The sequence below is a fragment of the Paenibacillus germinis genome, from assembly GCF_013141785.1.
Taxonomy (GTDB): domain Bacteria; phylum Bacillota; class Bacilli; order Paenibacillales; family NBRC-103111; genus Paenibacillus_E; species Paenibacillus_E phytorum.
Genome location: NZ_WHOC01000047.1, coordinates 1 through 22855, shown reverse-complemented (window position 1 = coordinate 22855; position 22855 = coordinate 1). Strand labels below are relative to the sequence as shown.

Below are 22855 nucleotides of genomic sequence, written 5' to 3'. Positions count from 1 at the left end.
TAGGGAGGCGAGTGAATGAATCTATACTTTCGGGATAATTTTTTTAATTCCGGTATTACGGAGATTCTGGACGAACAGGAAGAAAACGTCGGTCATCTAGATTTAAAGAGCCCTTTTGGATCTGCGATCGAGGTGTATGGGCAGAATGGCCAGCTTTTGTGCAAAGGAAGTTTTCCGATCTTCTCAAGCAAATGGGAGATTACAGGTGCAGATGGTGGGCAATTAGGCGTGTTGAGAAGCAGAATTGCGTTTTTCACCAAGAAATTCACATATGAAACCGAAGGGCGAGGTAACTACGAGATTATATCCCCAGTATTTTCAAAAGAATATGAGATATCTGATGAATCCGGCGCGCATGTTGCCCGTTTCGAACAAAGAGATGATCTCATGGATTTACGCAGCACAATTAGTGAATACGAACAGTTTTGCAAATGGACAAATATTTTACACCAACTAAGTGATAAAGATTGGCACAGCCCAATTAAAGAAGGAAAAGTATCGATAGTCGGAATCATCGCACATCTTAGAAATTGGGATCTTCATTCAATACGCAAATTCGGGTATTTCGAAAGATCAACTCCTTCAAGAATTCTCAAGCGACAGATTGAAACTGATCGATATATTAAAGAGCATGAAATCAGAGGAATTACTGTTAGAAGTAACAGCAAACGGTGTGTCAAATTGTCCTAAAACAGGTACGCCATACTCACTGCTATACATAATTCAAGAATTTACTGAGCACGATGATCATCACAAAAAGCAAATTATGAGTGTTCTTGATTGAGATAACATGCAACGGTAGTGAAGGAGCTTGCTTCGCAGCAGCTCCTCTTTTCTTTTAAAGGGGTTTGTTAAGAAAAGTCCTTTCGGCCAATCATTTTCTGCGCAAAATCGGGGTCTTCCAGCAGGGGGCGCCCGATAGCTATGGCATCCGCCAACCCGTCCCCAATGATCCGGTCCGCAAAGCTGCGGGTATAGATTTTGCCAACGGCGATGACAGGCACGTCTAAATGCTGCTTAATGACGGCTGCATCAGGCAGTTGGTAGCCTGGATGAGTATCCGTCGGCTGGATGGGCAGCAGGCCGCCAGATGATACATCAATCGCGTCAATAAGATTGTCCGCTACGAGTGGTTTGAGCATCAGCGCAAGCTCCTGCGGATTAAGGCCGCCATCGACGTAATCTGTCGAGGAGATCCGCACGATAACCGGATAATTACGGCCGGTTTCGGCGCGGATTGCGGCAAGTGTGTCTTGCAAAAATTTCGCCCTGGCTAAAGGCGATCCACCATACGCGTCGCTGCGGAGATTGGAAATCGGCGACAAGAACTGATGAATCAAAAATCCATGAGCCGCATGTACCTCAATTCCATCAAAACCCGCCTCAATGCTGCGTCGTGCCGCCAAACGGTAATCCTCAATAAGGGCCTCAATTTCGGAGACAGACAATTCCGAAGGTTTTCCGTACGTGTCGTCATAAGAAATCGCACTTGGCGCAATGAGCCGCTTCGTTATTTCCGGATCCGACTTTCTTCCTCCGTGAGACAATTGAACGAATATTGGGGTATGCTTGGTGTGAACGGCATCAGTTACTCTTTTTAGCGCATCGGTGTGTTGATCCGAATAAATGCCAATGTCGTTAGGCACCAGCCTGCCGTTATCGGACACAGCCGTAGACTCCACGATAATTAATCCTACTGCATTCGCCCTTCTAGCGTAATGCTGAACATGATGCTCTGTCGCATAACCTTCCGGCGAACCTTTGTATTGCTGCATAGGCGCCATGATTAGCCGGTTACGAAGCTTGACGCTGCCAATGGTGAGAGGGGTGTTGAGGGTAAGTGATTTTGTCGTGATCATTTGTTATCCACTCCTTCAAATTATCTTATAATGACATTGTATAAAGTTAGAGTTATAATTTACATGCATAAATCATGTTAATAATAACCTCTGTCTTTCATATTAAAGTTAAAAATACGATCTGAGCATATAAAATGAAGGAGGAATCACTTTGGACGGAATCGATAGTAAAATACTTTCATTGCTGCATGAAAACGCACGAATGCCGGTTGCCGAAATTGGCCGGTCGATCGCGATGACACATCCTGCCGTTACGGAACGGATACGCAAGCTTGAGGAACAAGGGATCATCGCCGGCTACAAGGCGGTTCTCTCGCCCAAGAAGCTCGGCAAAGACGTCACGGCGTTCGTGCTGTTCAAGACGAGCAATTGTCTGGATTTCCAGGAATTCTGCTCGCAATCTCCGGATGTCATCGAATTGTATCGCATCAGCGGGGAGTATAATTTTATGATGAAAATAATTACCGCATCGATGGAATCGTTTACCGTTTTTCTCGATTCATGCAGTCCACACGGTTTCTCTTCAACGCTTATCGTGCTTTCGGCGGCGATTGAAAATAAGTGCTTGATCGCTGACAATGTAGAATAAAGGGCTTCCTCGAAGGTTTCATCACCTTGCCGAGTATTGAAAGTTGTTCAAACAGTAATTAAACGAATGGAAAGAAGAATTAATTAGAGGAGTGAATTTAATGGACATTAAAATAGATGATTTAACGGGATCTGAAGTGATTGCATTAATCGGGGAACATCTTCAGAATATGGCAGCTCTATCTCCGCCAGAAAGTACACATGCCCTAAATCTTGATAAATTGAAAAAACCAGAAATTACCTTCTGGAGTGGTTGGGAACAAGATGAACTAGCTGGTTGCGGGGCAATTAAGGAACTTAATAGTCAACATGGTGAGATAAAATCAATGCGAACTTCTTCATCACATCTAAGAAAAGGCGTTGCAAGAAGAATCCTTGAACACATCATTGAAGAAGCCAAGCGTCGTGGCTATCAACGGCTAAGTTTGGAAACGGGCTCAATGGATGCTTTCGAACCAGCTAGACAACTGTATGAAAGTTTTGGATTCCAATATTGCAAGCCATTTTCGGATTACATAGAGGACCCAAATAGTGTATTTATGACAAAAGAATTATGAGTTCATTTATCGAACCTTAAGGATGACACAATGGATAATCATATAACAATTCAGGCTTTAAAATATGGAGATTTACTACATTATGAATGGAACACAACTTTATTAGAGAAGACCGATTCACACATTTTTGTCTTAGGCGAGTACGGAAGAAAATTAAATCATTATACGAAGCAAAAGGTATTTACCATAGAGGCTTGGACTATTGAATATTTCTCATTTGATTCATGGTTTACGGTAAGTGCCGATGTAGTTGGCGGTAAAATTCAACAATATTATTGCAATATAAACCAACCTGCGAAGATTAATGGTAACATTGTTTCTTTTGTGGATTTAGACCTAGATTATTTACAAAGAAACGGTGAATGGAAAGTTGTTGACGAAGATGAGTTTGAGAGCAATGCATTTAAATTTGCATATCCAGAAGCTCTAATTCATAAAGCTAGGAAAGAGTTACTGGGCCTAAAGGAACTTATTAGAAATAAAACGTTTCCTTTTGATGGATCAATCGAAATGTTTATAGACCGTATTCCAAGATAAATAACCTTCATTATATATCTGATCAAGCGAGGAGCTGTCTGTGTGGCAGTTCCTCTTTTTTGTTCAAATCTATTGAAAACGCTATTATTTTTGGCCATTATGTAACGGGCATAACAGCGGAAGAACGATAGGAGGAGGTATAATCGAAGGATATGATGGATCCGAGGTGAAGCGAATATTAAAGCTTACTCACATTCATATTTTATGATAAAATGTTTACTGGTAACTAATGGAATTTAGAACATACAGCTATCTCACCTTTTGATGATCAACTACTTTTTTGATTCAAATTATTAATTTAATTGAGAAAAAGGAGTGTATGTAATGACACAACAGGAAGATATTATTAGGACAGTCAATCAATTGTTTATTTTTACAGATGAACGGAACTGGGTAGAAGTCAAGAAGCGTTTGGCAGTAGAAGTATTGTTAGACATGAGTTCCATGGGAGCAGGGCAACCAGCAATTATAAGTGCTCAACAAATTGTAGATGGTTGGGAAGAAGGTTTGAAAAAACTGCAAGCCATCCATCATCAGGTGGGAAACTATATTGTGGACGTGTCAGGAAATGAAGCAGATCTATTCTGCTATGGGACAGCAAGCCACTATCTACCTAATCCGACAGGCCAAAATGTGAGGATATTTGTTGGGTCATACAATATTCATTTGACTCAAAATGAAGACGTATGGAAAATTGATAAATTCCAATTTAACTTAAAATACATAGACGGAAACAAAGATTTATAACTTATAGTAAATGTGTTGATCAAAACCATCGTATCGTTGATGCGATGGTTTTGCGTCTAAGTTGCCAGCTGTACAAAAGCAGCACAATAAGAGATATATCTGTGATTTCGAATATGGTGATCACCTCAACCCTCTGATAAGATACTACTAAATAGTAGAGACGAAAGGGTGGAATATATGCCGTATTTATCATTAACAAGTTGGAGCTTACATCGGAATCTGGGACCCTTGCAGTGGACCCGTTGGGATGATAACACGCGTACTCAAATAACGGTTACCCAAGACCAACCAGAACTCATCTCTCTACTTGAATTGCCGGCGATTCTCGCGAAGAAAGGTTTTAGATCACTGGAAGTGTGTCATTTTCATTTTCCAGATACAAGCGAAGAATATTTGCAAGAATTAAAACATGCATTCACGGAAGCAGATCTCCAGTTTTACACGCTGTTAATTGAATACGGTGATATTTCCAGTTCAGATGATTTGCGCAGACAATCGGACATCACGTGGATCAAAGGATGGATCGACATTGCTGCAAGATCTGGAGCTGAAAGGGTGCGCGTGATAGCCGGTGATGCGGAACCCATGGATCAAGAAGCTTTGCAGAGATCAGTTGATGCACTACGAGAACTAAGTTCTTATGCTGCTGTGCAAGGAGTACGCGTTGTTACAGAAAACTTTCACTCACTAACATCAATTGCGGATAATTGCCTTGCTTTATTGGAAGGATGCGGGGAGCTCCTTGGGCTAACCTCGGATTTCGGAAATTTTAAAGGGATCGAGAAATATGGTGAACTTGCCAAAACGATTCCATAGTGAGTCGATCCATGCCAAAGCACAAACGAATGCGGATGGGTATCCGGATGAAGCTGAGTTTATACGCTGTATGGAAGTTGCCAAGCAAGCTGGGTATGAAGGTCCTATAACTCTTGTATATGACGGACCTGGCGATATGTGGGAAGGCATTGAGCGCGTAAGGAAGCTTGCAACACCTTATTTGAATTAAACTCAATTGTGGTTAAGAGAAGAAATTTATCACCATACAAGCCGCTTATATTGCGGTTTTTTTGTTTATTATATGAATACTAATCATATGATTGTTTATGTAGATGCCGTAAAATTGGAGTTACAGGAAGAAGATCAGGATCTATTCAAGAACTAGCCAAAGGGGATGGTTTGTTTGATAAGACTTTTAAAGTATGATGATCTTACATTATTTAAGGAAGATGTTATCTCTTACTTAGTACAAAATGAAGCAGAAAACAATTTAGTATTAGGTGTCTTACAATCTTTAAGTGAAAAAGATGAAATTCCTCTTTTTATGGCTACTGTAATAAAAGATAACGACATAGGGTTGGTCTTACTACAAACAAAGCCTAATCAAATTATTTTATCAAAATCTGTTGCATTTACATCAAAGGAAGTTCACGAAATAGGAGAAAAGCTGATTACCGCAACTCAAGAGATACCTGGCTTTATAGGTGAAAAGAAATTAGCTACTGAATTAGCTATGTATATTTCGAACGTTAAAGGGATTCAAGCAAGTGTCCTCATGGACCAAATCATTTATAAACTTGAAAAAGTTAAGAAAAAACCTAATGTAAATGGAAAAATTCGGAGTGTTATTGAAAGTGATCATTACATTATTAAAGAGTGGGTTTATCAGTTTTGTAATGAAACAAACCAACCTATAAGTTTAGAAGAAGCAGATAAACGAGCTGGAAGAATGATTGATAAAGGAAATTTAGTTGCATGGGAAGTGAACGGAGAGTTGGTTTCGATGGCTGCTTCTACACGACCAACCCCAAATAATATAACAATCAGCTATGTTTACACACCAATTAGCGAAAGAAAAAAGGGATATGCTTCTGATTGTGTTTCAGCTTTCACTCAAATCTTGTTAGATCGTGGTTATAAAACAACAAGTTTATACACTGATTTTAGTAATCCTACATCGAATAAAATTTATACTCAAATTGGATATCATGCGATAATGGATTCAATCGTTTTTCTTTTTAAATAATTATACAGGGAGGAACCTATGGAGGATTTCAGTCAAATGGCTGACCGTTTTGTGAAGGCACATTTCGGTGACCGTGCCCAAAATCTAGTGTCCCTTGCTGCCGGTGATTGGTCGAAAGCCTATTCCTTTATGCTCGACGGGCATGCAATGGTGATCCGCTTTGGCACTTATCTGGACGACTTTGAAAAGGATCGTGTGATGGGCACACTTTCCTCGGACACACTTCCGATTCCGAGGGTTCTTGAAGTAGGCGAGACGGAGAGCGGCTTTTACGCCGTATCCGAGCGAGTATCTGGAAAGCATCTTGATGAGCTGAATGGGCCTGAGATACGACTTGTCCTTCCGCAATTGCTAGATGCTCTCTACGACCTTCAAAAACTTGACCTCACAGACACAGAGGGAGTTGGCCTTTGGCGTCCAGATGGGGCTGGTCCGAGCTGGGGGGCCGAGCTTCTTTCAGTAGCTGAGCCCAGGGATCGACTCGCGGGCTGGCGCGAGCGACTTGACGCCTCGCCTCAGGAGGCACGGGTCTTCGATGCTGGGGTAGAAAGGCTGCGTCAGCTCGTAGTAATGCTTCCAGAGTACCGAGGAATCGTCCATAACGACCTCTTGAACCGAAATGTGCTGGTGGACGGAGGGAGGCTAACGGGGGTAATCGACTGGGGAAATGCGTTCTATGGTGATCCTCTTTACGATAACGCTTTGTTTCTTTATTGGTGGCCTTGGTTTCCGCAATGGCAAGAGATTGACTTGATGGAAATTCTAGATAATCACTGGGACAAACATGGAGGCCGGCCACCACAGATGGAAGAGCGTCTTCGCTGTTGTCTCATCCACATCGCTCTCGATCATATTGCCTACAGCGCTTTTAGGCAACGTACAGAGGATATGAGGCGCAACGCCAATCAATTGATGACCTACATACGTACGCTATAATTAATCTTTGAATCAAAAACATGGAGGGAATCTTCATAATGGTTGAGTTGAACGGATTATTTCGTAAAAGAATTGGTATTCCCGCAAATCAAAAAATTACATTTGAAACATTAGATAACATTCTTAGGAAAACAGCAATATCCCTTCCTTTTGAAAATTTAAGCATCATTTCAAATAAAACAAGTGCTATAACTAAAGAAAGTTTGATTACCAAAATTCTTGTGAAAAATGAAGGAGGTCTATGCTATCAATTAAATCCTCTGCTTTATTTTTTCTTGGTTGAAAATGGGTTCAATGCAACGTTAGTTCGCGGAGAAGTATACAATTATACAATGAAGGACTTTTCAAAACTTGGGAGAACTCATGTTACTATTCTTTTGCAGCATAAAGGTCAAACGTACTTGGTTGATACCGGATTTGGCGGAAACCTACCACTAAAACCTGTGCCGCTAAATGGAGAAACTACCTCCTCTGTGAATGGAGAATTTCGAGTCAAAGCAATGGAAAGTGATTATGGCGACTATATACTTGAAATGAAACTAAAATATAAAGATACAGATTGGAAAATAGGGTATGCTTTTGATACCAAACGACCATTAGAAAATTTATCTGAATTGAACGAAGTCCAAGGAATCATAGTCCAGCACAAAGAATCACGATTCAACAAAACCCGACTGATTACCCAACTTACAAGCGATGGTAATGTAACGTTAACCAATACTTCTTTCACACAATGGATTAACGGTAAATCGGAAAAAGAACAGATTGACAATATTAAATTCAAAGAGCTAGCAAAACAGCATTTTGGATTTCAAGTATTATGAGAAGCCGTTGTTGAAGCGGCTTCTTTTTTGATTTTCCTGCTCACGAAAATTCGATGATAGAGTAGACAAACAGGCTGCCAAATGCCCAATTGGACGATGACAGCCTGCAAGAAAAAACCTAATCTTTAGGTATATAAAAGCGATTATTCCCTAACTGTATGTCTTGCAGAGTATCAATGCCATCGGTGTCATGGTCGAAGAAAAGCATACGTGCCGTGGTACCGTCCTTATACTTGAGAATTATTGTATTACCCGAAATGGCATATGTTCCAGTATCGCTCTTAGAAGTGGACGATTGGGTATCGGATACGATAACATCCAGGCTGGCTATGCTAAGGTCAGTGCTCTCGAAAGTGCCGTCGCTTGCAAAGGAAAGGTATTCGGTCGATGATGAGGAAAAAGCATTGATGCCAACAAGGCCGCTATAGCTGATGTATTTGTATGTTCCCTGTAACGTCAATCCATTCATAACAGGTACAACACGGGTCATGAAAACACCGTCAATGTACAGTTCTCCATTCTTTGATGTTTCGATGGTACGACTGTATCCCGCGCTTAAATTGAGCTTACCTTCAGAAAGGGTGTAAGTACTGCATTTATCCCGCGTGCAATCGATCGTTTCCGGCCCGCCTTGCGGAGGTGATCCGACAAAGATGTGGTTGTCGGGGAGGAATGTATAGATATCCCAGCATGCGCCACCGCATTGATATCCTCCGAAATCGTCTCTAAAGCCGTAGTACATGCCTTGTAGAGCTGACAGATCGACGGGTTTGCCAGCCGGTTCAACGGGCTGAACGGGAGTAGTCGATGCAGTCGGCTTGGGCTCTTGGGCCCCGGGCGCCGGTGTCTGAGGCGTAGTTGGCGGCATCTGCTGCTTAGCGGCATAGTCGGCTAGCCGTTTCAGCATCTCTTCCTTTGTTAGGCCAAGACTCGCCAATAAATTTTCCGTAACAATGGAGATTTCCCGATTTACCGGATCCCAATGAACGAGCGCCCCGGTCGCTTCCCCAATAAAACGCAGGGGTACCATTGTACTGCCATTCAAAATCCGTGCGCCTTGGCTGAGCTCGACCTTTTTTCCGTTCACCGTGGCATGGGATTCGTCAATACGAAGCTCAATTTTTAGCCCTGACTTGGACCCCGTTACAAGCCGCTGTGCTTCATCCCACTTCACGTCCATACCCATCGCTTCAAAAAGGGGTCTGAACTGAACAAGTGTAGTGCCGTCTGTTAGAAGCGGATCCACTTGAAAAGAGATTCTCGCGGTATCGACGAATACTTTCAGCGGCGGCTCGTCGGCAGCGTTTGTTTTAGCTGCAGGATACACGGAGAGGAGGAGGATGACGAAGAGTAGTGAACATATAAGCATGTGACGTGACAAGCGCAATGCAGATACCTCCTTGAAACTCGATTTTTTCTGCGAAACATACATAAGGCTAATCGAATTCCCTATATTTTCCAAGGTGCAAAAGTATCGTTTTCTACGCGTTTTTCCTCATTTTTCCTCGAATCTGCTCGAAGGAGCTGGATTGCCACGCCACGACATGCTCCGGACTTCACACGTCCGGAACAGCCGCTCCTGTATTCAATAACTAGTGTTGACCGCTTGCAAGCTTATCAACGAAACCAGCAAGCAGAACATCCAACCCGAACAAAAACTCTTCCTCCCAATTCACAGAAGTCGTGTAAGCGGCTAGCCGGATAAAGTGGGGATATCGCTCCTTAGGCAATGCCTCAATCTCATTGTATCTTGTCTCCGATTCTTCTCGGCTTTCCTGCGAAAGCTTCGCGCGATCACGCAATCGACATTCTTCATCGACAAAGCCGTAGATGAAGTTCTTGAGCATAGAAGCAAGCCATGGCACTTGGTCATCCTTAAATCCGGCTTCGACGAGCGCCCTAAAAAGAAATTCGATATGGGCCAAACGGTTAGGGCTCGCCGCATGCGTCGCGTTCATGATGTGTACAGCGTCAGGGTATTGCAGCAGACTTAGGCGGAAGCTCATCGACCACAGCCGCAGCTGCATTTTCCAATCCAAAGCGGTATCGGGAAAATCAATCTTCGTGCTGATCTCTTCTGCCAAGAGATGAAGCAGCTGTTCTTTGTCCTTCACATGGTAATACAAAGATGAGGCTTTCACGCCAAGTGAATCGGCGATTTTGCGCATGCTGATGCCATCTAAGCCCTCAGCTTGCAGGAGTTCCAGCATGATCCTGACAATTCGGGCACGATCGAGGGGCGTGTGAAGCGGCTCACTCCGATTCGAGTCCTTATCTGTCGTTAAGGGATGAATTCGTCTTCTTGCCATATGGGGTCACCTTCCAATTTATCTCTTGACAAGTATAGCACAACAGTTTAATCTAACGGTATTATATTATTATTTATCACTGTTAGATTAACCGAAAAGAGGAGTGAATATACATGCAAACAACCGCAATAGAAAACATTGCCCGTACTGCCGGGGATATTTTATCCCATGCGTGGAAAGCAGTCTACGAAGAGGAGAAGGATGAACTGACCGAGATGTTCAAGAAGTTCGGCGATCGCGCCTATGGTTCGTGGATTCAACAATTCATGACGCCGGTCGCAGAGCGGCTTGCCGCTGATGGTTTCATCATCAGAGGCGGATTTAACTTAAAAGATTCCATTGAGAACTGGGGTCCGCCTGAAGAACGGGAACGGTGTGTATGGTATGTCGTAAAGTCATTGGAAGGTGAAGAGCTGGGTACGTTGGTTCTGCAGGCCTATCATTCGCACCGCTCGTTCTTCATGCCAAGAGCACCGCGGATTTTGGCACTTGAAGTTACGGATCGGGAAGCCATTATCGCCGCACTCTCAGATGCTTCAACCCGAATCCGCTGGGATTTAAGGGAGGAACGAATGCCTCAGCCGCAATTACAATCCATCCCGAGTCAGCGGTTTGAGTACGCGACAGATACTTCAATCGGAGATGGACTCAAGCCCGCAGCAGACGGTCAGCTGTACAGTTGGAATTTGGACAATGCACTCGGCCATTGGGGTCGGTACGGATGGGAACTTGTGTCCGTCGTTCCAGCTGGAGGCAAAGTGATTGCGTACTTCAAACGCCCGCTGATGGACTAAACCAACCTGTAACAACGGGAAGCTTATAATAAATTTAAAGCTGACGGAGATAGAGGGTTGTCCCTAAGTAGGTAGCTACTTGAGGATAACTCTTTTTTTAATAGGTATTGACAATGATTGGAATTAAAGTTTTAATGATATTAACGTATTGATAATAACAAATTGTTTATAACATAATGTTGAAATCAAAGAATGGGTGATCTACACATGAATATAGAGCAACTTAGAGATAAGCAGGGACTTACTGAAGTGGAGTTTTTACAGAAGTATGATGCCAGTATTTATCAAAGACCGTCTGTTACCGTAGATATGTTAATTTTCACTGTAGTTGATGAGGAAAAAGAAAACTATAGAAAGCTGTCGGAAAAGTCACTGAAACTCCTCATGGTTAAAAGGGGGGTTCATCCTTATATAGGGCAATGGGCTTTACCCGGAGGCTTTGTAACAGAGAACGAGAGTATTGATGAAGCTGCTTTACGTGAGCTAAAAACCGAAACTAATATTGATGATGTATATATGGAACAGCTTTACACATGGGGTGATGTAAATAGGGACCCTCGTACACGAGTTATCAGCTGTTCGTATATGGCACTTGTTGATTGCAGATCACTCGAAGTGAAGGCTGGGGATGATGCGGATGATGCCAGGTGGTTCAACGTTAGGTACAGTGTGCTTGAAGAGAAGAAAACCATGCTGGAGAAGGACTTAATATTTGAAAAAGTCGTAAAAATTACTCTTTCAAACGATGAGGACATCCTGGAGGCTATTATTAAAGTTATTGAAAAATATTCTGGAAAAACAGCAAGGGTAGAAAGAGAGGTTATCGTTTCGAATGGAATTGCATTTGATCATGCGGAAATGATCCAATATGCAGTTGAAAGGCTTAGGAATAAGGTTGAGTATACAGATATAGCTTTCAATCTGATGCCGGAACTTTTTACCTTATCAGAGCTCCAGCAGGTCTATGAGGTTACTTTGGGAAAAGAGCTGCTTTCAGCTGCGTTTAGAAGAAAGATTGCTGATATGGTTATGGAAACCAATCAATTTACTAAGGATGCAGGGCATAGACCTGCAAAGCTGTTCAGATTCAATCCGAATTGGCGATATTTGTAAAGCGAGTAAATGTTAGTTGGAGGTAGAAAATGAATTCAAACAAAAAAACGGCGTTGCTTTCAGGGTTATTGAGGCCATAATCCTTATTGTTGGTGCAATCAGCCCATTATTACTAATTACATTAAGTCAGGAATATATAGAAGCAGGAGCTCCGGATGCTGCCTATTTTCAAACGATAGGCACGTTAGCAATAAAAGGGAAGTATTTGGCTTTTCAGGTGGCAATGATCGTTCTTAGTCTAGTTAGCCTGTTGTTTTGTTATTTATTATATCAATCAAAACTCATTCCGCGTTTAATTTCAATCTTTGGGCTTATTGGCTACGCATCGTTGTTAACAAGCGCCTTGCTAGAGATTTTTGGCTATAGTCCAGGAATGTTTTTATTTCTTCCAGGAGCCTTATTTGAAATCATACTCCCGATATGGCTGATAGTTAAAGGATTTAACTCATTTGCAATCAAACCCAATCAATAAAGTAAACCGAAACACAAATTGGTCTTAAGGAGCAATCTTCATGAAGGCGATGGTATACACAAAATACGGAACTACTGACGTTCTTAAACTCAAAGAGGTAGAAAAACCTAATCCCAAGGACAATGAAGTACTGATAAAAGTATATGCTGCATCCGTAAATTCATGGGATTGGGATCTCTTGAGAGGTACACCATTCTTAGTCCGCCTTGATGGGGGGATTCAAAAACCAAAATTCAAAATACTCGGAGCTGACATAGCGGGGCTGGTTGAAGCGGTTGGCAAAGACGTAAAGCAGTTTCTACCGGGTGATGAAGTATTCGGGGACATTTCCGGGTGTAGTTGGGGCGGGTTTGCGGAGTATGTATGTGCTCGTGAAAATGCATTAACACTGAAATCAGCCAGTATGACATTCGAGGAAGCAGCGGCCATACCACAAGCAGCAGTCCTTGCCTTGCAGGGACTTCGTGATAAAGGACAGATTCAGAAAGGTCAAAAGGTTTTAATTAATGGTGCAGGTGGAGGTGTGGGTACGTTTGCAGTGCAGATTGCCAAATCATTCGGGGCACAAGTGGTAGGCGTAGACAGCACGAAGAAATTGGATATGCTGAAATCGATAGGTGCAGACCAGGTTATTGATTACACGCAAGAGGATTTCACACAAAATGGGCAGCGTTATGACCTAATTCTTGATGTTGCGGGATATCGATCGATTTTCGATTACAAACGTGCATTAAGTGCCAATGGTACTTATGTCATGGTAGGAGGTTCCATGTCTCGAATCTTCCAAGTCATGTTCCTAGGACCATGGATTTCAATGACCGGGAGTAAGAAAATGGGGATCCTTATGCACAAGCCAAACAAAAATGATCAAAATTACATGAAGGAGCTTTTTGAGGCTGGCAAAGTAGTACCTGTTATAGATAGACGTTACCCATTAAATGAGGCTGCAGAAGCTCTTCAGTATCTTGGAGAAGGGCACCCCAAAGGGAAAGTCGTCATCCGTGTTGAGAGGAGTGCTCAGTAATTAAGAATATTGGAATTGATGCTGGCGGTACGCTTATAAAAGTTGTTTGTGAGGAAAATAACTCCTTTAGTTTTAGCAAATACCCTGTGGCTCAAATAGAAAACGTTGCTTCAAACATTAATAAGATTGCTGGTGCCCAAATATGTCTTACCGGCGGCAAGGCATCATTATTTGAAACGTTAATGATTCAAGAGCCATTACACATTATTGAATTTGAGGCAACATGTCGCGGAGTGCAGTATCTTCTTAATATAGACGATCCAAAACTGCAAGAATATGTATTTACTAATGTGGGTACAGGGACTTCAATTCACCACGTTGGAAATAGCGTGCATGAACGTGTCGGAGGAACCGGGGTTGGTGGCGGAACATTGTTGGGTTTGTCTCAATTGTTGACTGGTTTAACGGATTATGAAGCTATCGTTAAATTAGCTGCTAAGGGAATACGAGATCGAATCGACCTGAAAGTGAGTCACATTTATGAAGGAGCAGAACCTCCTATCTCAGGCGATTTAACGGCCAGTAACTTTGGTAGGGTTTTACAATCATTTTCTAATCAAGAGTTTGCCAAAGAAGAACTTTTGGCGTCGATAGTCGGACTTGTAGGAGAAACAGTAGCAACTACCAGTGTTCTTGCGGCTAAGAGTTGTGGTGTTTCATCGGTTGTTTATATCGGATCCTCGTTTATTCAAAATGAACTACTTAAAGAGACGGTTCAAAGTTATACTATTTTAAGAGGAGCTTTACCGGTATTTGTTGAAAATGGGGAATATTCCGGAGCCATTGGTGCTTTACTCTATGGCGTTACTCCTTAGTGGGACGGTATGTATTAAACATTCAAGACAAGAAAACGGCAGTCGGTCTAATTGATCGGCTGCCATTTCGTCTTCTAACTGGAAGGAAATTGAAGTAACCACATAGTTAATAAGGAAATCGAGGTATGATACAATAGATGATGCAGCAGGAATTTTTATAATGAAGGAGTTGTAAAAATGAGTACTTTAACGAAAGCAATACTAATAGCCGCGAAAGCTCATGATGGTCAAACAGATAAAGGTGGTAATCCATACATATTACATCCTGCAAGATTAGCAACTAAAGCCAGCAGTGAAGAAGAATCAATTGTAGCAATTTTACATGATGTTATAGAAGATTCAGATATTACTCTATTTGATTTAAAGAATGCAGGTTTTAGCATAGAAATTATAGAAGCTCTTGATTGCCTTACAAAAAGAGCAGATGAATCATATGAAGGCTTTATCAAGAGGATCAAATTAAACCCCCTCGCGACGAAAGTGAAGCTTTTGGATCTAGAGGATAACAGTGATATTAGCCGTATTCCTATCCCAACTGATAAAGACTATGCAAGGATTGATAAGTACAAGAAGGCAATTGCAGAACTGAAATTCGAATAACGTAAATACAACATGAGAGGATTGCAGATGTAATGAGTGATACGGTTAATCTTACTATTGGAGGCTCCTATGTTTTTGCTCCAGACAATCCAAGAAAGACGAAGAATCGTGGTAGGAAATGCACAATCCTTTCTTTCGAGTTGACTGATGAGTATGAACTAGAAGTTAGGGTTGTATATCATGATACGAATAGAGAGGCACTATTAAAAGTAAGTGATTTAAAGACAATAACTGAATGAAACAAATAAACTTCCAGCCTATTGACAAATAAACAATATTTCGTTAGCATCATTGTGAATCGGACAATTGTCCGTAAAATTTGATGTTAGACAAGAGAGAGTCAGCAGAGGATGCTGAATCGGATGGAGGGAATACATGTCTTCAGGTAAAAACATTGCAGCAACAGAAGCCCCGTTTTCTATGCGAAGCATATTAGGGCCGTTGGTGGCAATTGTGGTTGGGATTTTCATGGTAATTTTGGACGGAACGGCGGTAAACGTTGCTCTTCCCAAGCTGCAGGAAGAATTTAATCTATTGAACTTGTCCTTAGTGCAATGGACCGTGATCGGATATGCGCTAGCACAAGCAGCGGTCATTCCTTTAGCAGGCTGGCTGTCCGACAGATTTGGCGCCAAGAAAATATTCTTGATCTCGGTAGGTCTTTTCACTATTGGTTCTGGTCTATGTGCGCTGGCTAATTCAGTTGAAATGCTGATTACCTTCCGTATCATCCAAGGCCTGGGTGGCGGTGTTGTTGTACCGATTGCCATGGCGTTCATCTATCGTCTGTCGCCGCCAGGAAAAGTAGGGGCAGTCATGGGCATGATGGGTATTCCGATCTTGCTGGGTCCGGCGCTTGGACCTGTCGTTGCAGGCTGGTTAGTTGAATATCACAGCTGGCAGTGGATATTCCTGATTAACCTACCGATCGGTGTAATCGGTATTATTCTCGGAATCCGTACATTACCGAATATAGGGCGGCAGTCGGTTGCATCCTTGGATTTACTTGGCATGCTTTTAGGGCCAATTGCCTTTGCGGCGCTAGTGTACGGTGTTTCTAATGGTGGTATTGACCCGATCACTGGGAAATCCACATGGATGGATGCTGATACGTTGATTGGCTCAGGAATCGGTATTGTGGCGCTTATTTTATTCGTTATTGTGGAGTTAAGACGTGAGAATCCGCTGCTCGAGCTTCGCGTTTTCCGCTCAGGAAATTTTACAAAAGGGATTATCGTGCAATGGATTTCACAGATTGCGATGTTCGGAACCATGTTCCTCGTCCCCCTATATTTACAACAGGCCCATGGCTATAGTCCATTGAAAACGGGGCTCATCATGCTTCCGCAAGCTCTGGCATCTGGTTTATTTATGCCAATTGGCGGTAAACTGTCAGATCGTTTCGGAGCGCGTCCGCTCGTCTTGGCGGGGATGGTACTTACATCGATTTCAGCCTTGTTACTGTCCAATATTTCTGGCGATTCAGGTGTCGGTACTGTGATCCTGCCGCTTGCACTGCTAGGCGCGGGAATGGGACTGTTTATGATGCCTCTCAATAATCATTTGATCCAATCCGCTCCACAGAATTTGGTTGGACGTGTAACGTCGCTCACGAACGCTGCACAGCAAGTTATGATGTCCTTCGCTATCGCTATTTTGATGACGATCTTTACAACGAAGATGAAAAATTTAATGGTTGAATCAGGTAAGCAGAAGCCGGATTTAGACTTGTATGCTTCTTCCTTTGGGTACACTTTCTTAGTTCTACTGGGTATCGCGGTTGTCGGTGGTTTGCTTGGTCTTATGCTACAAAAGCCGAAACGGGTGGAAGGCGAGTCCACGGACGGTGCCGAAATTCCAGTTATGGTTGGTCATTAATTAAGTTGAATTAACATTAATTCTATAGAAAAACGAAAAGCCCGGTCCAAGTGGAACCGGGCTTTTTCGCATATGATGATCATTGATTTTGTGATCTGCTGCTGGAGGATTGATTTTCTTTGAATGCCTCTGCTGCTTCCTCAGCGGAAAATTCCGTATCATCTTTACCTGGGACAGGCATTTTGTTTAACTCCGTAGACTGTACTTCTGCCTTTGTTGCCTGATTATTATCTTGGTTGGGCATGTGACACCTCCTTTATTAAAATAACAACAAGGAATAGTTTTCCACCTTATGAAATTTTTATACCAAAAATTTTCCACTAAGTGTAGACGAATTCGAATTTTCAAAATTTATGTTTACCTTACAATGGTTTTTTGATAATATAATCGCAATAATCAAATGCGGTGAAGAGAAGAGTAAATAAATGAATTCTTTCACAGAGAGCTCCGGTTTGCTGAAAAGGAGTAAAGAATATTTTATTGAAAAAAGCCTCAGAGCAGCGCATCGGATCCTTTCGAAAAGGGTGATGATGTGTCAGGAGCTCCTGTTACAGAGCTAAAGTATACGCATTACATGGTAATGCCGTACTTGAAGAGGCTGATATGGCGACATATTAGCGAATTTGGGGTGGTACCACGAGTAAATACAATCTCGTCCCTAAGACTGACTATAGTCTTGGGGGTGGGATTTTTTTTATTGGTGCTTAAGAAGATCAGCTCACGTGCAACATGCGGTACACCGAATCAGACTGTTTGAATATATATTTAGGGGTTCCCCTTAATCATGCTATTTTGAAAGGATTTGAATATCTTATGTCAGAAAAATTGAAGGTTGGTATTGTCGGAGGAACAGGAATGGTTGGTCAGCGGTTTGTTCAGTTGCTGGATCAGCATCCTTGGTTTAAAGTAACGGCAATCGCCGCTAGCAGCAGTTCAGCAGGTAAAACATATGAAGAATCTGTGCAAGGAAGATGGAAGTTGTCTGGTCCAATACCTGAAGAAGTGAAAAATATCGTCATTCAGGATGCATCGAAAGTGGAGGAAGTTGCTGGTCAGGTCGATTTTATTTTTTGTGCGGTGGATATGAAAAAGAATGAAATTCAAGCGTTGGAAGAGGCATACGCCAAAACGGGCACACCCGTTATTTCCAATAACTCGGCTCACCGCTGGACGCCTGACATCCCGATGGTCATTCCAGAAGTTAATCCAGGGCATATTGAAGTGATTGCTGCACAGAGAAAGCGGCTTAGAACCTCAACCGGATTTATTGCCGTTAAGCCTAACTGTTCAATCCAGAGCTATGTGCCAGCCCTTCATGCACTGCTAGATTACAAACCGACAAGAGTGGTTGCGTCGACGTATCAGGCGATTTCCGGAGCTGGTAAAAACTTTACCGATTGGCCCGATATGTTGGATAATGTCATCCCGTATATTGGCGGCGAGGAAGAAAAAAGCGAGCAGGAGCCACTTCGCATATGGGGCAGCATTGTAAATGATGAAATTATTAAAGCAAGTGCGCCTTTAATTACAACGCAGTGTATTCGCGTTCCAGTAACGGATGGGCATTTGGCTACCGTATTTGTATCGTTTGAGAAAAAACCTTCGAATGAAGAAATTCTAGATCGCTGGCTGCATTTCAAAGGACGTCCGCAGGAGCTTGGTCTGCCAAGCGCACCGAAACAGTTCATTACTTATTTTGAAGAAGAGAACAGGCCACAGACTAAGCTTGATCGTGAAATTGAGCGAGGTATGGGTGTTTCGGCGGGGAGATTGCGCGAGGATTCAATATATGATTTTAAATTTGTAGGACTATCACATAATACATTACGCGGAGCAGCGGGCGGTGCCGTTCTGATCGCCGAACTGCTTAAAGCGGAAGGGTACATTCAGGCAAAGTAGAAGCATTCAAAGTGATTCTATTAGATAGATTTAAAAATCCAATCCTTGAATTTTTATTCATCTTCTAAGGCATACTAAGCATTGTTCGCTCAAAAAAATGTGGAGGTGTTCGTAATGCGTCAGGTAAATAAATCAAAGATCGTTGCATCAACTGCAGCCGCGGCAGCAGTCATGGGATCTGTTATTTTTGGCGTTTACAGAGCAAGAAACAGCAACATTCTTGAGCGGATAAAAAACAGATTGACCTAAGGAAGGGGGCGGGAAACCGCCTCCTTTACCACACACTGATTTAAAACGAAGTGTCATCGGAGAGTTCCGGTGGCGCTTTTTTTGTTTAATTGCTCTGACTTTCCATCAAAGTTTACGAAAAAAAGAAGAACCAGCTTAAGACGCTGGTTCTTCTTTTTTTCGCTCATTATGATTTTCTCCCCAAACACACATCACTTCTGCTACAGGTATCAATGTTCTGCCATATTCACTAAGTGAATATTCTACTTTTGGAGGGACGGTGGGGTATACTGTTCTTTCGATCACGCCTTCTTGTTCCAAGTCTCGAAGATGTTGCGTGAGCATTTTTTGGGAGACGTTAGGTATTAGCTTTTCCAGATCGTTGTACCGCTTGGTTGATTCGATCAAATGCCATAAAATCATCGGCTTCCATTTTCCACCTAAAACATGAAGGACAGTCTCGATTGGACATTCGCGCTGATGAATCATTGATAAATCACCCCCTTACTTTTAAGTAAGTGCCGTACTTTAAAGTGCGTTCTTAACAAAATATTATTACCGATATACAATAAAGTCAATCAAATAAATGGAAAAAGGAGCCAGACAAATGAGTAAATCTTATTGGGGACCAAAGTCAGTAACATTTTGGTTAGTGGGTGTTGTTACGCTGTTGATGTTGTATTTAGGAGTAAGAGGTTTTATCCAGCCAGAAGCAGCGATTCGAGGTTTTGGTATACCACTGCATGACACCGCTGATAGATATCTTGTGCATATCAAAGCAGATCGTGATCTGTTTATTGGAATCTTCCTACTAGTCTTGATGGTACTTCGTATGAGAAAAGCATTACTTGTTCTTATGTTAACTTCTATTTTAATGCCAATCGTAGATGCAATATTGGTATTAACGAATGCTGTAGATAAAACACCTTCTTGGATTCATATTATTACTGCGGTATACCTACTTGTTGTAGGTTGGATGTTGTATCGAGAAGAACAGCGAGCCAAAACAGTGAATAAATAGAACAGTATCATCATGGAAAAAACAGGGCATTCACAAATTAGGGGGCATAACATGTATATTTACCTTTTGTTCATCCATATCATCGCGGCTGTGACGGCCATTGGCGCAATCATCTGCTATCCCTTGATCATGAGCAGCGCCCGGGCAGTGGGTCAGGCCAAGTTCGCCCTTGCGCTGTTGCAGAAGACGGCGATCCTGCCGAAATTCGGCGGCATACTGCTGCTTCTTACGGGTCTTGCGTTTGGCTTCCTGCAGACCGACTTGTTCCGTGAACTGTGGTATGTGATCTCGATTGCCATCTTCTTTGTCATTCTGGTCATTTTGGCTGGCCTGCATCCCGCTGGCATCAAACAGCAGCTTGCGCTACTGCAGCAAACGCAGGGTGATGATCTGCCTGACGCGTACCGACTGAGCCGCAAACGCTCTGCTTGGCTGGAAGGGATCGCGAATCTTGCCGCTTTCATCTCGATTCTGTTGATGGTGTTCAAACCGTTCTAGTAGTATATGCAAGTTTCGGTTCCGCATTTTTGCTGGTGCTACCCACCCGTTATAAGTGTATAATATAATAGAAATTTTATAGAGAAAGAAATAGTGAGAGAGTGAGTGAGAAACCATATGATTACAAAAACCTTATCACCCTTAGTTGCAGCACTAGATTTAAAGCCTCATCGTGAAGGCGGATGGTACAAGGAGCTATGGAAAGCTTCCTTCGAAATTCCAAAAGAGGTGCTTAGTGATGCGTACACAGGTTCCCGATATGCGGCAACTTCCATTTATTTCGTGCTTCACCCAGAAGAGTTTTCAGAGTGGCATAAGGTATTATCGGATGAACTTTGGCTCTGGCATTCAGGTAGTCCACTGTTGCTAACACTTGGAGGTACAAAGGACAAGCCTGAGGAAATACAAGAAATTATTCTCGGACCAGATGTCATCAATGGACAGTGTCCACAAGCATTAGTTCCGGCCAACGTTTGGCAGACGGCAAAGCCGCTAGGAAACGAGCCTGTTTTTGTCTCTTGTGTTGTAGCGCCGGGGTTTCATTATGATGATTTTATGTTAATTAAGAAATAAGATAAATAGCTGTTTAGACATCAAGAGAAGGCCGCCGACAATAGTTCGGCAGCCTTTTTCTGTTAACAGGGAGTTTAACGCAATAGAGAATGGAACTAAGAACAGATATTTATTGTAAATATAAGGTATAATTGGTTCGAGGAACGTATTAATAGAAAGGAGAAAGTTATGAGAAAAAGATTAATGAACGTGATGGTTATATGTCTCACTTTTTTATTTGTATTTAGTTTGATTGGTTGCAATAATACTGTAAAGAAAGCTTCAACGGATATAACCTTTGAGCAAACAATCGATGGAAAACTTAAAAATATTACTAATCCAAAAGATTATACGGTATCACTTTCCTCTAATCCATATGACTATATTAAGGGTGTAGATAGTAATAAGGATTACAAATACATTGTTTTGCAAGGAGAAAAGTCTTTAAATTATATGCTCAACAAATTTACTAGTAGTGATAATAATGGATTAGAAGAATATATTATGGCAATCGCCTGTTCTGAAATACTACAAGAGAATTCTGCTTCTAAAAAATGGGCTACTGGTAGGGAATGGTATGATAACCATATTAGAAACATACCTAAGGGAGTGAACATGTGACTATTAAAGCAGTATTATTCGACTTTGATGGGACTCTGGCCGATACGTTGCCGCTGTCTTTTTATGCTTTTAAATTTATCTTTAAAAAGTACGATAATAGGGATGTATCTACAGAAGAACTAATCTCTATGTTTGGGCCAACAGAAGACGATATAATCTCTAATAACCTTTTAAAAAAGGAATATGTTGCAGATGCAATCTCTGAATATTATCAAATTTATCAAATGGACCATGCCTCTCAAGTACAAATGACTGACGAAATGCTAAATCTATTAATGTATATAAAATCGAATAACATAAAAATGGGAGTAATCACAGGGAAAAGTAGAGAAGCATTTCAAATATCCTCAGACTCGCTGAACTTATCACATTTCTTTGACATTGTGATTACTGGAGATGATGTACAGAAACCCAAACCTAATCCAGAAGGTATTTTTACAGTATTGGAGTTTCTTGGAGTTTCAAAAGATGAAGCAGTTTTTATTGGAGACAGCAATGCTGATATAAAGGCGGGCAAAGCTGCAGGATTGCGGACTTTTGGAGTACAGTGGCTATCTACCTATCAAAGCACCCATTTTGAAATTGAGCCAGATTTTGTTTTTACTAAAATTGATCAGTTTCTAAAGATACTTGAGAGTGAACAAAAATAGATGATTACTTTAGCGAGTCTTAAGTAATTGTACCAAAATTGAAATCTTATATTCATGTGGCATTAATGAATTAAGCCTATAATAAAACTCGACCCCCTTTTAAATATATACTAAGACCCTCAGCCCGTTGCTGTGGGTCTCTTTTTTACTTATTGCCTTGGCCACAAACATTACCCGTGAGCTGTCACGTATTTAAAAATAGAGTACTTGAGAAAACTTCAAAACAGGCTTTTGCTGTCTGACTTTTGTCCATGCAATTCAAATGCCATTGAAATACAATAAACCATCTGATAGCAGAAGGGAGCGAGAT

29 protein-coding genes and 1 other annotated feature are annotated in these 22855 nt (G+C 41.9%); of the genes, 24 read left to right on the top strand and 5 right to left on the bottom strand.

Going from position 1 to position 22855, the window contains the following annotated elements; translation table 11 throughout:
* Window positions 1-15: 15 nt before the first annotated feature.
* Window positions 16-690: an LURP-one-related/scramblase family protein gene (locus tag GC102_RS09725; protein ID WP_171689333.1), complete on the top strand. Its 675-nt coding sequence runs from the start codon at window positions 16-18 to the stop codon at window positions 688-690.
* Between the two features lie 161 nt (window positions 691-851).
* On the opposite strand, the gene GC102_RS09720 is transcribed toward GC102_RS09725, so the two are convergent.
* Window positions 852-1859 carry an oxidoreductase gene (locus GC102_RS09720; protein ID WP_171689332.1) on the bottom strand — a complete coding sequence of 336 codons (1008 nt, stop codon included), beginning with the start codon at window positions 1857-1859 and terminating at the stop codon, window positions 852-854.
* A gap of 151 nt (window positions 1860-2010) precedes the next feature.
* Between GC102_RS09720 and GC102_RS09715 the strand changes: the two genes are divergently transcribed.
* The 9 genes from GC102_RS09715 to GC102_RS09680 all read left to right on the top strand — a co-directional run bounded on the left by GC102_RS09715 (window position 2011) and on the right by GC102_RS09680 (window position 8071).
* On the top strand, window positions 2011-2448 hold the full coding sequence (locus GC102_RS09715) for an Lrp/AsnC family transcriptional regulator (protein ID WP_171689331.1): 438 nt from the start codon (window positions 2011-2013) through the stop codon (window positions 2446-2448).
* Between the two features lie 100 nt (window positions 2449-2548).
* Window positions 2549-3004, top strand: a complete 456-nt coding sequence (locus GC102_RS09710; protein WP_171689330.1) for a GNAT family N-acetyltransferase — start codon at window positions 2549-2551, stop codon at window positions 3002-3004.
* Between the two features lie 30 nt (window positions 3005-3034).
* Complete coding sequence (locus tag GC102_RS09705; protein ID WP_171689329.1) at window positions 3035-3541, top strand: DUF402 domain-containing protein; 507 nt, start codon at window positions 3035-3037, stop codon at window positions 3539-3541.
* 324 nt (window positions 3542-3865) lie between these two features.
* A complete protein-coding gene (locus GC102_RS09700; protein ID WP_171689328.1) occupies window positions 3866-4288 on the top strand; it encodes a nuclear transport factor 2 family protein in 423 nt (140 codons plus the stop codon).
* Window positions 4289-4465: 177 nt separating this feature from the next.
* Complete coding sequence (locus tag GC102_RS09695) at window positions 4466-5104, top strand: sugar phosphate isomerase/epimerase family protein (protein WP_246320832.1); 639 nt, start codon at window positions 4466-4468, stop codon at window positions 5102-5104.
* Window positions 5076-5294 carry a hypothetical protein gene (locus GC102_RS39375; protein ID WP_246320831.1) on the top strand — a complete coding sequence of 73 codons (219 nt, stop codon included), beginning with the start codon at window positions 5076-5078 and terminating at the stop codon, window positions 5292-5294. Before GC102_RS09695 ends, GC102_RS39375 begins: the two co-directional genes overlap by 29 nt.
* Window positions 5295-5468: 174 nt before the next feature.
* Window positions 5469-6311 carry a GNAT family N-acetyltransferase gene (locus GC102_RS09690; protein WP_171689327.1) on the top strand — a complete coding sequence of 281 codons (843 nt, stop codon included), beginning with the start codon at window positions 5469-5471 and terminating at the stop codon, window positions 6309-6311.
* An 18-nt stretch (window positions 6312-6329) separates the two neighbouring features.
* Window positions 6330-7247, top strand: coding sequence for a phosphotransferase family protein (locus GC102_RS09685; protein WP_171689326.1), 918 nt, complete (start codon window positions 6330-6332; stop codon window positions 7245-7247).
* A 38-nt stretch (window positions 7248-7285) separates the two neighbouring features.
* Window positions 7286-8071 (top strand): arylamine N-acetyltransferase family protein, encoded by a 786-nt coding sequence (locus tag GC102_RS09680; protein ID WP_171689325.1) that lies wholly within the window; start codon window positions 7286-7288, stop codon window positions 8069-8071.
* A 118-nt stretch (window positions 8072-8189) separates the two neighbouring features.
* Here GC102_RS09680 and GC102_RS09675 read toward each other — a convergent pair whose 3' ends face one another.
* Both GC102_RS09675 and GC102_RS09670 read right to left on the bottom strand, forming a co-directional pair.
* Window positions 8190-9458 (bottom strand): stalk domain-containing protein, encoded by a 1269-nt coding sequence (locus GC102_RS09675; RefSeq protein ID WP_246320830.1) that lies wholly within the window; start codon window positions 9456-9458, stop codon window positions 8190-8192.
* Between the two features lie 205 nt (window positions 9459-9663).
* Window positions 9664-10380, bottom strand: a complete 717-nt coding sequence (locus GC102_RS09670; RefSeq protein ID WP_171689324.1) for a TetR/AcrR family transcriptional regulator C-terminal domain-containing protein — start codon at window positions 10378-10380, stop codon at window positions 9664-9666.
* 113 nt (window positions 10381-10493) lie between these two features.
* Between GC102_RS09670 and GC102_RS09665 the strand changes: the two genes are divergently transcribed.
* From GC102_RS09665 to GC102_RS09635, 7 genes are all read left to right on the top strand, one after another.
* Complete coding sequence (locus tag GC102_RS09665; protein WP_171689323.1) at window positions 10494-11174, top strand: DUF6022 family protein; 681 nt, start codon at window positions 10494-10496, stop codon at window positions 11172-11174.
* A gap of 207 nt (window positions 11175-11381) precedes the next feature.
* The gene (locus GC102_RS09660; protein ID WP_171689322.1) at window positions 11382-12287 is read left to right on the top strand and encodes an NUDIX hydrolase; all 906 of its coding nucleotides are present in this window, start codon (window positions 11382-11384) and stop codon (window positions 12285-12287) included.
* 16 nt (window positions 12288-12303) lie between these two features.
* Window positions 12304-12759: a DUF4386 domain-containing protein gene (locus GC102_RS09655; protein WP_171689321.1), complete on the top strand. Its 456-nt coding sequence runs from the start codon at window positions 12304-12306 to the stop codon at window positions 12757-12759.
* Between the two features lie 40 nt (window positions 12760-12799).
* Window positions 12800-13783: an NAD(P)-dependent alcohol dehydrogenase gene (locus GC102_RS09650; RefSeq protein WP_171689320.1), complete on the top strand. Its 984-nt coding sequence runs from the start codon at window positions 12800-12802 to the stop codon at window positions 13781-13783.
* Entirely contained in the window at window positions 13783-14598 is an 816-nt protein-coding gene (gene coaW / locus GC102_RS09645) for a type II pantothenate kinase (RefSeq protein ID WP_171689374.1), read from the top strand. The genes GC102_RS09650 and coaW overlap by 1 nt, the downstream gene beginning before the upstream one ends.
* Window positions 14599-14775: 177 nt before the next feature.
* Window positions 14776-15198 carry a GTP pyrophosphokinase gene (locus GC102_RS09640; protein WP_171689319.1) on the top strand — a complete coding sequence of 141 codons (423 nt, stop codon included), beginning with the start codon at window positions 14776-14778 and terminating at the stop codon, window positions 15196-15198.
* 375 nt (window positions 15199-15573) lie between these two features.
* A complete protein-coding gene (locus tag GC102_RS09635; protein WP_171689318.1) occupies window positions 15574-17076 on the top strand; it encodes an MDR family MFS transporter in 1503 nt (500 codons plus the stop codon).
* Between the two features lie 79 nt (window positions 17077-17155).
* Here the strand turns inward: GC102_RS09635 and GC102_RS09630 are convergent, their stop codons facing one another.
* The gene (locus GC102_RS09630) at window positions 17156-17320 is read right to left on the bottom strand and encodes a hypothetical protein (protein WP_171689317.1); all 165 of its coding nucleotides are present in this window, start codon (window positions 17318-17320) and stop codon (window positions 17156-17158) included.
* Window positions 17321-17472: 152 nt separating this feature from the next.
* Window positions 17473-17739 (top strand) — a binding site (T-box leader).
* Window positions 17740-17889: 150 nt separating this feature from the next.
* Between GC102_RS09630 and asd the strand changes: the two genes are divergently transcribed.
* Both asd and GC102_RS40010 read left to right on the top strand, forming a co-directional pair.
* Window positions 17890-18975, top strand: coding sequence for an aspartate-semialdehyde dehydrogenase (gene asd / locus GC102_RS09625; protein ID WP_171689316.1), 1086 nt, complete (start codon window positions 17890-17892; stop codon window positions 18973-18975).
* A 114-nt stretch (window positions 18976-19089) separates the two neighbouring features.
* Window positions 19090-19224, top strand: coding sequence for a hypothetical protein (locus GC102_RS40010; protein WP_281367643.1), 135 nt, complete (start codon window positions 19090-19092; stop codon window positions 19222-19224).
* Between the two features lie 135 nt (window positions 19225-19359).
* Here the strand turns inward: GC102_RS40010 and GC102_RS09620 are convergent, their stop codons facing one another.
* Window positions 19360-19692: a winged helix-turn-helix transcriptional regulator gene (locus tag GC102_RS09620; protein WP_171689315.1), complete on the bottom strand. Its 333-nt coding sequence runs from the start codon at window positions 19690-19692 to the stop codon at window positions 19360-19362.
* A 118-nt stretch (window positions 19693-19810) separates the two neighbouring features.
* On the opposite strand from GC102_RS09620, the gene GC102_RS09615 reads away from it, so the two are divergent.
* From GC102_RS09615 to GC102_RS09595, 5 genes are all read left to right on the top strand, one after another.
* Window positions 19811-20224, top strand: coding sequence for a DUF4267 domain-containing protein (locus GC102_RS09615; RefSeq protein ID WP_171689314.1), 414 nt, complete (start codon window positions 19811-19813; stop codon window positions 20222-20224).
* 51 nt (window positions 20225-20275) lie between these two features.
* Entirely contained in the window at window positions 20276-20722 is a 447-nt protein-coding gene (locus GC102_RS09610) for a DUF2269 family protein (protein ID WP_171689313.1), read from the top strand.
* Between the two features lie 120 nt (window positions 20723-20842).
* Window positions 20843-21295 carry a cupin domain-containing protein gene (locus GC102_RS09605; RefSeq protein WP_171689373.1) on the top strand — a complete coding sequence of 151 codons (453 nt, stop codon included), beginning with the start codon at window positions 20843-20845 and terminating at the stop codon, window positions 21293-21295.
* Between the two features lie 168 nt (window positions 21296-21463).
* The gene (locus GC102_RS09600) at window positions 21464-21895 is read left to right on the top strand and encodes a hypothetical protein (protein ID WP_171689312.1); all 432 of its coding nucleotides are present in this window, start codon (window positions 21464-21466) and stop codon (window positions 21893-21895) included.
* Complete coding sequence (locus GC102_RS09595; RefSeq protein ID WP_171689311.1) at window positions 21892-22545, top strand: HAD family hydrolase; 654 nt, start codon at window positions 21892-21894, stop codon at window positions 22543-22545. The genes GC102_RS09600 and GC102_RS09595 overlap by 4 nt, the downstream gene beginning before the upstream one ends.
* Window positions 22546-22855: the final 310 nt, after the last annotated feature.